We start from the raw sequence: 13,089 nt of genomic DNA on the forward strand, positions 1-13,089 counted from the left end.
CTAATAAAGAATAAAAGTAGGGATTTAAGAACTGGCAGACAATAACCGGTTCAGGAGACTACTCATCCGTGGTTTTTGCCTTATTTCAGAAAAACAGCCGCTAAACGCATCTGCTTCTCCCACCCGTTAGAAAAGTTTGAGCGTTTGGCGCAGCAAGCAAGAGGTTCAAGCGGGAATAACTATTCCAGGTTCATTTACAAACTTCCCCTCTCCTGTTAGTCGCGGTGATTTTATTTTATTCCTCAGATTCTGTAGATTAAGAGAAAAAACAAAACCATGGCCGCCATTCACCTTCTTCTGGACGAGTACGCTCAAAGTCACCGCAACGGCACCAATAAAACCATCCATTGGATCTGCGTACCGGCCATTATGGTGAGTCTGGTGGGCTTGATCTGGTCTATTCCGGTGCCCGCTTTCTTCCGTAACCTTCCTTTTCTGCTGAACTGGGGCATTTTGTTTGTGCTACTGGCCATGGGGTACTACATCGCGCTTTCGCCCAGGTTGGCGCTGGGCATGGTACTGGTGAGTTCTTTCTTCCTTTGGATTGTCTACCAGCTAGACCAGATACAGGAGTTGCCCCTCTGGGCCATTTCCCTGATCATTTTTGTGGTGGCCTGGATTGGGCAGTTTGTGGGGCATAAGATTGAGGGCAAGAAACCATCGTTCCTCAAAGACCTCCAGTTTCTCCTCATCGGGCCGGTGTGGCTTCTGAGTTTTATTTACCAACGGCTCGGGATAAAGTATTGAGCCAGTAGAGAGCCCTTGCGTTTAGGGGCTGTTTTTGGAAAAACAGCCCCTAAACGCAAAGCTTCTTTTCTGCCCAGCAGTAAAGACTGCCTGATAGCCCCGCGTATGTTTACCAGTAGAAGCTTGCAGAATTTTATGCTTTTAGGTATCCGTCTGTACCGCCGTTTAGGGGCTGTTTTTCTGAAATCGGGCTTAAAACAGATGCAGCTTTAGCACAGCTGGACGCTTGTACTAAAGCAAATGTCACTGGGCATCCCTTCAGGTTTACAATTAATTAACATCAGAATAAAACAAAAACTTAGCGGTCTTGTACCAAGGTTCAACGCGGCGTCACTACATTTGCGCCATATTTGTTTGTGCCTTTTGAAGAGACTCGCCACCATATTGCTCCTCCTGCTCATGCTCACCCAGGCATTCAGCAAAGCATTGATTGTGCTGGACTACGAGGCGAACAAAGACTTCATCACTAAATTTCTCTGCATCAACCGCCAGAAACCTCAATTGCAATGTAACGGCAAGTGCTACCTTAAGAAGAAGCTGAAGAAAGCTGACCAGGCAGAAAACTCCCCCGCTTCCAAAGAGCAAAAGCAGAAGCAACAGGACCTTACTCTCTATTATCAGCCCTTGGCGGCGTCTATTTCCTTATCTCTTCCTCTAGAGGCGCGGCCTTTGGCTTCTCCCTTGGAAGGTACTCCTGCGGGAGCGCAGATTACGGTGTTCCAACCACCCAAATTTACGGTTTAGCTGAAAAGACAGCCTTCGCGCCTACTTGGCCCGAAGCGCACGGCTGTACCCGCTGTTTCGGGTGGGGCGGCTGCCTTTTTCTGAGTTTCTTACCGTAAATCTTTTCCCATGCAAAAGATCCTTGCTGGCATCTTGTTATACCTGATGCTGGCCCCCTACGCCCATGCCCAACTAACGGTGCAGGGGCGAGTCATAGACGCCTACACCAAAGAGGCGCTGGCGGGCGCTTCCATTCAGGCCCATCAAAGCACCGTTGGCACCCTGTCTGGGCCAGACGGAAGTTTTTCGCTCATCCTGCAAACTGCGCCAGCGTCACTACAAGTGACTTTTTTAGGCTACGTTTCGCAACAGGTTTCTGTACAGGAGGGCTTTCTGCTGATCCGTTTGGCTCCGGCCGCCAATCAACTAAACCAGGTCATCGTTTCGGCCAGCCGCCAGGCGCAGGCCAGAACCGAGGCGCCGGTGGCCATTTCCAGTATTTCCAGCCAGATACTGCATGAAACCAAAGCTTCCACTCTGGACCAGGTCCTGAACAAAGTGAGCGGCGTATACATGGTGAATCTGGGGAACGAGCAGCACACCATGGCCATCCGGCAGCCTATTGGCTACAAAAGCCTTTTCCTGTACCTGGAAGACGGCATACCCATCCGGACCTCCGGCGATTTCAACCACAACGCGCTCATTGAGATCAACATGGCGGCGCTTAAGAACATTGAGGTCATCAGGGGGCCAGCTTCTTCGCTGTACGGTAGTGAAGCCATCGGCGGAGCCGTCAATTTCATCACCCAGGCACCCACCCCGGTGGTTACCGCCAAAGTGCAAATAGAGGCCAGCAACCAGGGCTACCGCCGCACTGATTTCAGCGTGTCCAGTACGTTTGGGAAACTGGGGATCTATGCCGGGGGATACTATGCGGCGCAGCGGGACGGCATCATCAGCCACAGCGATTTTGACAAACTGGCCTTCACCCTCCGGACTGATTACCGGATCACTGACCGGAGCAAACTCACCACCTCCGCCACGCTGGTAGACTACCAAACCGACCAAACCGGCGGTCTGGACAGTACCCGCTTCTTCCGGAAAGAATACAGCAGCCTCCATACCTTCACGTACCGGAAAGTGAACGCACTGCGCATCAGGAGCACGCTGGAGCACACCTGGAACGCCGACAACCACACGCAGGCCACGCTGTTTTTCCGGCGTAACGCCATTGGACAGAACCCGTTCTATGCCATCGCTAACATGCCGGGAAACCCCTTGAAAGCCACGGGTGAAGTGAACGAAGACGCTTTTCAAAGCTACGGCTTCCTTGCCCAGCACAAAAAGTCGTTCCAGTTCCTGAACGGCAGCCTAACAGCCGGACTGAGCGCCGATTACAGTCCTGCCACGTACACCGCCCGCTTTCTTGACGTTGACCGCAGCGAAGACGGCGTGTACACCGGTTTTACGCCCAAAGACTCGCTGCTTACGCATTATGCCGTGGATCTGCTCAACACGGCAGTTTACGTGCAGGCAGAGCTGTCGCCGGTGAACCGCCTGAAACTGGTGGCCGCCCTCCGTTATGACCGCCTGGACTATAAGTTTGATAATTTTCTCCCACCTTCGGCCTTCACGGGTGCCCCAGACGAACAGAACAGATACGAGCAGTTTTCGCCTAAACTGGGCCTCACCTATGACCTGGGCAAGAGTAAGGGCGTGTACGCCAACTACAGTCTGGGTTTTGCGCCACCACAGATCACAGAGCTCTACCGGGGCGTGAAAGTGCCCACCTTAAAACCTTCTGAATTCAGGAGTTATGAAATTGGCGGGTGGTGGAGTTTCTGGCAGCACAAAGCGTACCTGGACCTGAGCGTGTACCAGATGGACGGGCAGGATGAGATCATCTCCGTAAGGCAAGACAATGGCGCTTATCAGAACCAAAACGCGGGCAAAACCCGCCACCGCGGGGTTGAATACACCCTCCACCTGAATCCGGTAGAAACCTGGTCCATCAGATTCAGCGGCACCAACGCCCGGCACTGGTTCCAGGATTATGTAGAGCGGGGCGCTGATTACTCAGGCAACGAGATGGCGACTGCGCCCCAATTCATCGGGAACGCTGAAGTTACCTTTAAACCGCTTTTCCTGAAAGGCTTCAGAATGAGCGCTGAGTGGCAGCGGGTGGGCCGGTATTACATGGACCCCGTGAACTCAGAAACCTACGGCGGGTACCATCTCTTCCACGCCAGAGTGGGCTATACTTTCAAAGGCGTGGAGGCCTGGCTGAACGTACTCAACCTAAGCAATGAGCTCTACGCCACCACCGTAGACAAGTACGCCTATGGCAAAAGCTACCGCCAGGGCTTGCCGCGCACTTTCCAGTTTGGGGTGGGCTACCAATTTACGGCGCAGGGGAAATAACGCCTCCAGAGGCTAATCTCAATCTTCTGTTTAGCGCCTGTTTTTGGAAAAAGAGCCCCTAAACAGGAAAATCAATTGATCTAACAATGACCGTTACCTACATGAAAATACAGTACGCATCTGTTCTTATCTCCTTGCTCCTGCTGGCAGCCTGCCAGCCTAAACAGCCGCTGCAAGAAGAGTTCAATGAGAAAACCATCTCTTTACAAAACCTGAACGCCTCCTGCCCTTACTTCACCCAAGACCACGAGGGTAACCCCGTTTTATGCTGGGTGCAGGCGCAGGACACTTCAGGTAATTACCGCTTCTATTACGCCCGCTCCCTGGACGGGGGCAAGACGTTCCAAAAAGCGCAGGCAATTCCTACTTCGGAGGGAGTTTATCCGCATGACGAGAACCTGTCTAAGCTCCTGTTCAAACCCAACGGCGAGATGATGGCCATGTTTGCCGTGCAGAACCCCAACCCCGAAAACAGCTACGCAGGGCTGGTAAAATACACCCAGTCGTTTGACGGAGGTAAAACCTGGACGGCCGCCAGGCAGCTGGCCCAGGATGCCCAAAACAGCATTGACGAGCGCTATTTTGACATGGCCCTGCTGCCAACCGGAGAGATTGCCGCCATTTGGCTAGATTCCCGCAAGAACACGCCAAAAGAAGGCTCCAGCCTGTATTTCTCCAGCACCAGCGGCCGCGATGGCTTCACCTACGAGAAAGTGATTGACCAACAGCTCTGCCAATGCTGCCGCACAGATCTGTTTCTGGACGGAGACGGTAACCTGCACGCCGCCTACCGGGCCATCCTCAACGACAGCATCAGAGACATGATGCATCTGGTTTCAAAGGACAATGGCAGGAGCTTCGCGCCGCGGGAGCGCATCAGTCCAGACAATTGGGCCATCAACGGCTGTCCGCACACTGGTCCTACACTCGCCTGGACTAAAGATGGCCTGCACGCGGCCTGGTACACCATGGGCGGTGGCAGCGGGGTGTTTTACAGCTCCAAGAAGGGAAACACTCCTTTCGCGCCGCGCGAGCCGGTGAGTCAACTGCCCTCGGCCAAGCATCCGCAGCTCAGCAGTTACGGCCAGAACAAGTTGGCCTTGGTTTGGGATGAACAGGTGCCCAATTCAAAGCAATTCAACGCCCGCATTGGACTGCAACTGCGCCACGAAGCCGGAAAAGCCATTCGGCAAACCTACCTCACTCCTGACTCCACCCATTCCACCCATCCCGTGCTCCTGGGGCTGGGCCAGAGCAAATTGCTCATAGCCTATACCCGCAAAAACGGCAAAGGCAGTGAAGTGAGGTACCAGGTGGTGGAGACAGCCGCTAAAAAGTAAAGCTCTTATTCAATTTGCGTTTAGGGGCTCTTTTTCCAAAAAGAGCCCCTAAACGCGAGGACTTACTGTAAATCAGGAACAAATCTGAAAACGCGTCACCAAGTGCTCGGCTGTTAGCCTTCAGACCGAAGCACCTCCAAAGGAGATTGGTTTACTACACTGCGGCTGTTGAAGAGCCCAATAGCTACCGTGATGCCTGTAATGAGGAGGAAAAGCACCAGCACCGGCCAAAAGGCAGGACTGAAACTGGTCTCAAAACTATATTTGGCCAAAGCCCAGCTCCCGATGATGGACAACACAATACCGGTTCCGGCTGCCAAACCTCCCAAAAAGAAGTACTCCAGGGCCGTGATCGTGAAAATCTGTTTCCGGCTGGCGCCGATGGTGCGGAGGAGTACGCTTTCCTGCATGCGCTGGTACTTGCTGATGAGCACCGAGGAAATCAAAACCACCAACCCGGTAATGATGCTGAAGGCCGCCATGAACCGGATCACGAAGCCGATCTTGTCCAGCAGGGCATCCATCACCCCCAGGATCAGTTCCAGGTCAATGATGGAGATATTGGGGAACTGGCGCACCATGGCCTGCTGGAGCCTGGCCGACTCCGCCGGGGTGTTTGCCCGGGTGATGAGTACGTGAAACTGCGGGGCGGCCTCCAGCACGCCAATAGGGAACACCACCCTGAAATTGGTCTGGATTCGGTTCCAGTCAACTTCGCGCAGGCTTCCCACCACCGTGGGAATAAGCGCGCCCTGCACGTTGAAGACAATGTCATCGCCCACGTTCACCTTCATCCGCTCGGCGTAGTTCTTATCCAGGGAGACATACACGGTGTCTTCGGGGTTGGGAACTTTGCCGTGCCAGGTACCTTCATAGATCTTCTCAGAGTCAGTGAGCGTACTCCGGAAGGTGGCCCTGATCTCTCGGCCGAAGGCCCGCGGCGACACGCCAGAGGTGCTGTCTTCCTTCACTTGCTCGGCGGTTTTGCCGTTGATCTCCTCAATGCGCATGGTCACGATGGGCACCTGCTGCAACACCGGGAATCCCATGGTCTTCACTACCTCCGCCACTTCTTCGCGCTGCCCCTGCTGGATGTCAAACAGCACCATGTTGGGCTGGTTCTCGCTGGCCGAGAGGGAAACGCGGTTAAGCAGAATGGTCTGCACAAAGTACAAGGTGCAGATGAACGCGGTGCCTAAACCAATGGAGATGATGAGGATAAGCGTCTGGTTGTTGGGCCTGAAAAGGTTGGCCAAACCCTGCCGCCAGAGGTAACTCCAGGAGGCGGGAAAAAACCGCCGCACCGCCCACATGAGCGCCCCGGCAATACCTGCCAACACCAAAAAGCCCACCAGCACCCCCAGGGTAAAATAGGCGGCTTCTTTCAGTTTTTCGGTTTGCAGATACGTGAACCCGAAGATGAACAGCAGAATGAGAACATACACCACCCACTTGAGCGGATCTCTGAACATGCTGGTGCTCTCCAGCGACAGCCGCAGCGTGTTCAGCGGCGATACGTTCCGGATGCTAACCAGCGGCAGCAGGGCAAACAAAATGGAAATAAGCAGCCCCAACCCTATTCCCTGGAAGATGGCCAGCCAGGAAACGGCCACGGTGATCTCAATAGGCAACAAATCCTGCAAAACCTGCGGCAGTAACTGCTGAATGACCGTTCCCAGCGCCGCCCCTAGCACCGAGCCCAACAGCCCAATGCCCATGATCTGGATCACATAGATGAGGAAGGCCTGCGCGGCACTAACACCCATACAGCGTAAGATGGCAATGGACCGGAGCTTCTCCCTGATGTACACGTGGATAGCGCTGGCCACGCCAATGCTGCCCAGGAGCAGAGCAATAAACCCAACCAAGGCCAGGAAACTGGTTAAATCTTTAAACGCCTGCCCCATGTCTTCGCGCTGGGTGTCAAGGGTCTCTGTGTTGAGCAGTTCCTTTTCCAGCCTCGGCTCCAGTTTCTCCACCAATTTCTTGATGTCAACCGGCGTGTCATATTTGTAGTAGAACAGGTAATTGATGCGGCTGCCTTTCTGCTCAAGCCCCGTCTGTGACAGGTACTGCAACGGAATATACACCGCCGGCGCCACCGTGGCCGAAATTCCGCTTTGCCCCGGTGCTTTGTTCAGGATACCGGCAATCTGGAACGTGACCTCCCCTACTTTGATGGAATCTCCCACGCGGGCATCAAACTGAAGCATCAGAGTTTTGTCTACCAAGGCCTGCTGTTGGTTCCGGAAGGTTTGGGCGGCGTTGGCCGGCACCGTCTCCAATTTGCCATAATACGGAAACTGCCCTTCCAGCGCCCGTACCTGCACCAGACGGGTGCCCTGGCTTTTGGGGAAGAGAATCATGGAGGCAAAGGTGCGCTCGCGGGAACGGCGAGTGCCCAGGCTGTCCAGCAGCGGAAGCAGCTGCGGATTTACGGGGCGGTTACTGGTAATGACCAGATCAGCGCCAATGAGTTCCTTGGCCTGGTTGTCTATGTCTTCGCGCAGGTTATAGCCAAACGAGAACACCGCCACCAGCGCCGCAATGCCCAGAATGATAGAGGAAATAAAAAGCAATAACCGGGAGCGGTTGCGGCGGCTGTCACGCCAGGCCATTTTCACCAGCCACGGCAGATTCAATTTGTTCATGGGGTTACCAAGCTATATCTTAAGCTGTTACCTGTTGTTAGGGGCAGCAGCGCTTTCACGTGAAGCTTATCCCTGCAAGCAACTGTTCCGGCAGCATCGGCTAGCCGGTTCTAATTAGTTTAATGGTCAGACACCGGTGCGTTCATCTGAGATCAGTTTCCCGCCTTTCACCCGCAGAATCCGTTGGGTTTTGGCGGCCAGCTCCGCGTCATGGGTCACCAGCACCAGCGTGGTACCGGCCTCACGGTTCAGGTCGAAGATGAGTTTGACTACTTTCTCGCTCGTTTCGGCATCCAGGTTCCCGGTGGGCTCATCGGCAAAAAGAATCCTAGGCTTGTTGGAGAACGCCCGCGCCAGCGACACGCGCTGCTGCTCCCCCCCAGATAGTTGGGCCGGATAATGATGCGCCCGTTCCAGCAGCCCTACTTTGTCCAGCAGATCAAGGGCCTGGGGTTTGATGTTTTTTTCGCCCCGCAATTCCAGCGGCACCATCACGTTCTCCAGGGCGGTAAGCGTGGGCAACAGCTGGAAATTCTGGAAAATGAATCCCACGTATTGGTTTCTCACCTGGGCCCGGGCGTCTTCAGATAGATTGTCTAACCGGATGCCGTTGAGTTCCACCACCCCGGAGGTGGAGCGGTCCAGACCTGCGCATAAGCCCAGCAGCGTAGTTTTGCCGCTGCCCGATGGCCCCACGATGGAAACGGTGGAGCCTTCTTCTATGGAGAAATTGATATGGTCTAGTACGGTTAACGTTTTAACGGTACTCTGATAGGTTTTAGTCAGGTCCTGGATATGCAGAATGGGTGTCACAAGCAAATTTTTGGGATGAAGCTTTTGGTTATCCGTAAAAGCAGACGGTAAATTACGCAACAGGTTTTAGAATCCATTGTTTAAAACCCAAACGCAAGAAACGAGTTATAAGTACTTTCTTTGCAGGCGAACAAGAACCCTTATTCCCATGTATAAATTATCATTCACGTATCTGCTGCTCCTGGCCTGGTTCCTGACGGGGTGCTCCGGTAAAGAAAGCAGCCAGGGCAACAACCAGACGGAAGCCCAAAAAGAAGCAGCCAAAAAGGCACCCCAAGCTATGAAAAACATTCTCTTCTTCGGCAATAGCCTCACGGCGGGTTACGGACTGAACGCCTCTGAGTCGTTTCCGTCCCTGATCCAGAAAAAAATTGACTCCCTGGGTCTGCCCTATAAAGCGATCAACGCGGGCCTGAGCGGAGAAACCTCGGCGGGCGGCCGAAACCGGATCGACTGGCTTCTGCGTCAGCCGGTAGACGTGTTTGTACTGGAATTGGGCGCCAATGACGGGCTACGCGGCATTCCGCCCGCTGAAACCAAGAAGAACCTCCAGGCCATTGTGGACAAGGTGAAAGCCAAATATCCTGAGGCCAAGTTGGTGATGGCGGGCATGGAAGTACCCCCCAACATGGGCGGAAAATATGCGAGCGAGTTCAGGGTGATTTTTCGGCAATTGGCTACGGAGAACAACATGGCGCTGGTGCCCTTCCTGCTGGAAGGAGTGGGCGGAGTGCGCTCCCTGAACCAGCAAGACGGCGTACACCCCACTGCCGAAGGCCAGAAGATTCTGGCTAACAATGTCTGGGAAGTACTGGAAGACGTGCTGTAATTTCTTTTCAAGCTTTTTTGTCAGAGGCGTTTAGGGGCTGTTTTTGGAAAAACAACCCCTAAACGCCTCTGGCTTTATTATGTGATTTCTATATAGTATATTCGGTAGCCCACTTACGTTTATCCCGCTACCGTTGGTAGGATAAACGTAGTATTTACTCCATCAATAGGGCCAGTAACCGGAATAGGTCCATTTATACAGTAGTTGTGGTACATTAACAATAAATCAAATGAAAGTAATTTTAAATAACATTGCTAACAATAGAAAGACGAATGTTGCTACTCGCTGTCCACACTGCGGACATTTTGGCTCATTTGTAGATGTAGGCGTTCAAGATTTAACAAGTCTAAGTTTCAATGGTCAACAAATCGAGCACTTTTTAGGAATTAGAAAATGTCCTAATGAAAAATGTAAAGGTCATTTATTCTTTATTAGCAATTCAGCGAAAACTATACTTTTAACATCGCCTTCTGAAACGATTCCTTTTGATAAAGAAAATATTCCAACAGCCGTTCTTGAAGCGTTTGAGGAAGCAATTAAATGCCATTCAAATAATTGCTTCATTGCATCTGCAATAATGATTCGTAAAACACTTGAAGAAGTGTGTCATGATAGAGGTGCAAGTGGAAAAAACCTAAGTTTAAAGTTAAAGGATTTAGGAGGAAAAATTTTAATTCCCAAAGAACTCATTGAAGGAATGGATGATTTGAGGCTTTTAGGAAATGATGCCGCACATATAGAAGCAAGGACATTTAATGAGGTAGGCAAAGAGGAAATTGAAATATCATTAGAATTTACAAAAGAAATACTGAAGGCAGTTTATCAATATGATAGCCTACTTCAAAAAATGAGAGCATTAAAAGTAAAAAATAACGCACCACAACAAGGTGCATAAGCCATGCCACGGCCGACGGCCTTGCACGTCTAATGCACTAGGCGGTAGTGTAAGAAAAATAATCAAGATGGAGCAAAAAGAATTTACAGACTTTGTCATTTCTAAGCTTCTCTTAAGCTTTCCCGATTTTGGTAAACACATCCGAATAAAAGATGATAACACAGCCGACATTGAATACCCGAGTGAACGAGGAAAGCTAAAGTTATTTATAAGCACAAGGAATAAAGAACTAACTGTCGGTTTTTCAGCCGGACAAAGTCAATTTGGATGGCATGTACATATGGACATGTATGGGGCTGAAACTCCAGAAGAAATGGCCGAAACAGCAGTTATGCTTTTAAAAGAGATTCTTAATGATAAAAAAAGAATTGTCTTCACAAGTTACCTTGGCTATTTCCTGACTGAAGATGAAGACGAGCTAGAGGGCTTCATCTATGATGGAGAAAAGCTAAAACTTTACAATTGGAGTGAACTATAAAAACACCATCGCCTAACAAGGTGCATAAGCTATGCTACGGTCGACGGCCTTGCACACCTCATGCACGAGACCGTTAGGCACCACTGTAAACGACAATTCTCGTCAATTTAGGCCAATGCATTCATTTAAACCTTGACGAAATTACAATTTATTCATTTGGCAACTAACACATAGAACCAAACCTTTAATTTTCATTCAACAACTATGGCAAGTATCAACCCACACATTAATTTCAATGGAAATGCAGAAGAAGCATTCAACTTTTACAAATCAGTATTTGGCGGTGAGTTCGTGAGGATAATGCGTTTCAAAGACTTGGCAAGTGAAGAATTTCCAGTGGCAGAACATGAATCCAATAAGATCATGCACATTGCTTTGCCAATTGGCAAAAGTGTTTTGATGGCGAATGATGTGCCAGAAGTTCTGGGACGGACAAACGAGAATGAGAACAGAAGCAAAATTGTAGTCAGTGCTGAAAGCAAAGACGAAGCTGACAAGATATTCAATGGACTATCTGCCGGCGAACAAATTGAAATGCCTATTTCTGCCAGCCCTTGGGGCTCCTATTTTGGGATGTTCAGAGACCAAATGGAATTGAATGGATGGTAGATTTTGATCCGAATCAGAAGGAACAATTTTAACCTTTATAACCGCACGTGCGCCTCACAAATAGGAGCGGCGAAAAAAATATAAGGCTGCGCTTTCCGTGACTCCTCTAAAAGGAGAAGGAAAATAAATGTGCGTTTAGGGGCTGCTTTTGGAAAAAAGGCCCCTAAACGCACATTTATTTTTTAGCCTACCTTCTGAACCCGATTCACCATTGGTCTGCTGCAGTTGAGGTGAGCCACTCCCCCTCCCAGGAGGAATTATCTTCTATGTAGCCAGAAAATTCCCTTTCTGACTGGGTAGAGATGAATGAAAGATCAACTCTACGACCCAGGGTCAAGAAGGCAAAGCGTTGACGGATATGGTAGTGCTGAAGGCTCGTTTAAGGCAGATTCCAGAAAAAGAGCCCCTAAACCCACTTCTCTCCCCGCCTGCCTCACGTCTTACATATAACTGATTTATAAAATTTTAACTAAGTTGAGCATAGAAATAATAATGCAATCTGGTCATCAGGGATGCAACGTTCCCGAAGCCATTAGGGTCATGGTAGAAACAATAAATTCTTTATGAGAAATTTCCTTTCCCTTTTGACCTTCGTTACGCTGCTCACAGCCTGTTCAGACGAAGAGGTAGACCGTTATGAAACTACCATGCGCATTAACTCCTACCGGCAAGACTGCCAAGGTGTGGGAGAAATGAAATGCCTTTTAACTCAGGAAGGCGACAAAATAGGCTCTACTGAATGGAACCTCTTCTATGACTCCATCCAGGGCTTTCAGTATGAAGAAGGATTTGTGTATACCCTTAAAGTAAGGGTAGAGAAAATAGAAAATCCACCCGCCGACGGCTCCAGCAGAACCTATGTTTTACTGGAGGTACTCTCTAAGGAGAAGGTTTAGTGAGATGAAATAACCATTATATCAAAACACTATTTATATAAAATTTAATCATGAAACAGCTCTTTCTTATCCTCGTATTTGTTGCTGATATTCCAATTTGTAAAGCAGCTGAAAAAAACATTACAGCCCAGGTTGTTTTTGAGAACCTGACGGAAAATACCTCAATAACCGGCAAGTTTTTCATCAAGGAACTGAATAAAGTAATTGAGGTACATTCAATGGAATCATTCAAGGTAATTCTACCAGAGAAGGGGAAATACAGCTTCGGGTTTTACGCTGAAAATGCTGAAGCCTCCACAACTTATCCTAACAGAATCACCTCCGGTAAGCACACCATCTTAGTTAAACTCACAAAAAAGGACAACAACACCAAACCATTAACTACCAATACTATATTCATCAACAAGGCACAGCCATTTGAACTCAGTAACACGGCTCTTGAAGAAATGCTGCAGCTAGGGAAACTGAATTTTATTTTCCATGGCATACAGGAAGTAATCGCAGACTTTTCCATTTTTAAAGAAAAGTACGGCATTGGCTACAACACCCAAAATTGCATCATTGACCCTGCCACCTACAAAAGAACAACCGCCCATAACCAAAGAATTGAGCGCTATCTGACCGAGCAGTACGGAGTTGCCTGGAAGAACGATTTACCGGCTAAACCCTTCGGAATTAAGTAAATTA

Annotated in this window: 12 protein-coding genes; 10 read left to right on the forward strand and 2 right to left on the reverse strand. The window is 50.0% G+C overall.

Annotated elements, in window-relative coordinates:
• Positions 1 to 276 precede the first annotated feature (276 nt).
• The 4 genes from EFA69_RS17460 to EFA69_RS17475 all read left to right on the forward strand — a co-directional run bounded on the left by EFA69_RS17460 (position 277) and on the right by EFA69_RS17475 (position 5,231).
• Positions 277 to 747, forward strand: coding sequence for an Mpo1 family 2-hydroxy fatty acid dioxygenase (locus EFA69_RS17460; protein ID WP_123134348.1), 471 nt, complete (start codon positions 277 to 279; stop codon positions 745 to 747).
• 363 nt (positions 748 to 1,110) lie between these two features.
• Positions 1,111 to 1,491, forward strand: coding sequence for a hypothetical protein (locus EFA69_RS17465; RefSeq protein ID WP_148041402.1), 381 nt, complete (start codon positions 1,111 to 1,113; stop codon positions 1,489 to 1,491).
• A gap of 108 nt (positions 1,492 to 1,599) precedes the next feature.
• Positions 1,600 to 3,891: a TonB-dependent receptor gene (locus tag EFA69_RS17470; RefSeq protein WP_221175766.1), complete on the forward strand. Its 2,292-nt coding sequence runs from the start codon at positions 1,600 to 1,602 to the stop codon at positions 3,889 to 3,891.
• Between the two features lie 101 nt (positions 3,892 to 3,992).
• Positions 3,993 to 5,231: a sialidase family protein gene (locus EFA69_RS17475; RefSeq protein ID WP_148041403.1), complete on the forward strand. Its 1,239-nt coding sequence runs from the start codon at positions 3,993 to 3,995 to the stop codon at positions 5,229 to 5,231.
• Positions 5,232 to 5,344: 113 nt separating this feature from the next.
• Here EFA69_RS17475 and EFA69_RS17480 read toward each other — a convergent pair whose 3' ends face one another.
• Positions 5,345 to 7,882 carry an ABC transporter permease gene (locus tag EFA69_RS17480; RefSeq protein ID WP_123134352.1) on the reverse strand — a complete coding sequence of 846 codons (2,538 nt, stop codon included), beginning with the start codon at positions 7,880 to 7,882 and terminating at the stop codon, positions 5,345 to 5,347.
• Positions 7,883 to 8,008: 126 nt separating this feature from the next.
• On the reverse strand, positions 8,009 to 8,695 hold the full coding sequence (locus tag EFA69_RS17485; RefSeq protein WP_123134901.1) for an ABC transporter ATP-binding protein: 687 nt from the start codon (positions 8,693 to 8,695) through the stop codon (positions 8,009 to 8,011).
• A gap of 148 nt (positions 8,696 to 8,843) precedes the next feature.
• Between EFA69_RS17485 and EFA69_RS17490 the strand changes: the two genes are divergently transcribed.
• The 6 genes from EFA69_RS17490 to EFA69_RS17515 all read left to right on the forward strand — a co-directional run bounded on the left by EFA69_RS17490 (position 8,844) and on the right by EFA69_RS17515 (position 13,085).
• Positions 8,844 to 9,524 (forward strand): arylesterase, encoded by a 681-nt coding sequence (locus tag EFA69_RS17490; protein WP_123134353.1) that lies wholly within the window; start codon positions 8,844 to 8,846, stop codon positions 9,522 to 9,524.
• A 229-nt stretch (positions 9,525 to 9,753) separates the two neighbouring features.
• Positions 9,754 to 10,419: a DUF4145 domain-containing protein gene (locus EFA69_RS17495; RefSeq protein ID WP_123134354.1), complete on the forward strand. Its 666-nt coding sequence runs from the start codon at positions 9,754 to 9,756 to the stop codon at positions 10,417 to 10,419.
• A gap of 67 nt (positions 10,420 to 10,486) precedes the next feature.
• On the forward strand, positions 10,487 to 10,897 hold the full coding sequence (locus EFA69_RS17500) for a hypothetical protein (protein ID WP_123134355.1): 411 nt from the start codon (positions 10,487 to 10,489) through the stop codon (positions 10,895 to 10,897).
• Positions 10,898 to 11,101: 204 nt separating this feature from the next.
• The gene (locus tag EFA69_RS17505; protein WP_317125636.1) at positions 11,102 to 11,506 is read left to right on the forward strand and encodes a VOC family protein; all 405 of its coding nucleotides are present in this window, start codon (positions 11,102 to 11,104) and stop codon (positions 11,504 to 11,506) included.
• 563 nt (positions 11,507 to 12,069) lie between these two features.
• Positions 12,070 to 12,402, forward strand: a complete 333-nt coding sequence (locus tag EFA69_RS17510) for a DUF4377 domain-containing protein (protein ID WP_123134356.1) — start codon at positions 12,070 to 12,072, stop codon at positions 12,400 to 12,402.
• Between the two features lie 50 nt (positions 12,403 to 12,452).
• Entirely contained in the window at positions 12,453 to 13,085 is a 633-nt protein-coding gene (locus EFA69_RS17515) for an FEKKY domain-containing protein (protein ID WP_123134357.1), read from the forward strand.
• The last annotated feature ends 4 nt before the right edge of the window (positions 13,086 to 13,089 follow it).

Origin of the sequence: Rufibacter immobilis (assembly GCF_003721565.1) — a bacterium.
Classification (GTDB): domain Bacteria; phylum Bacteroidota; class Bacteroidia; order Cytophagales; family Hymenobacteraceae; genus Nibribacter; species Nibribacter immobilis.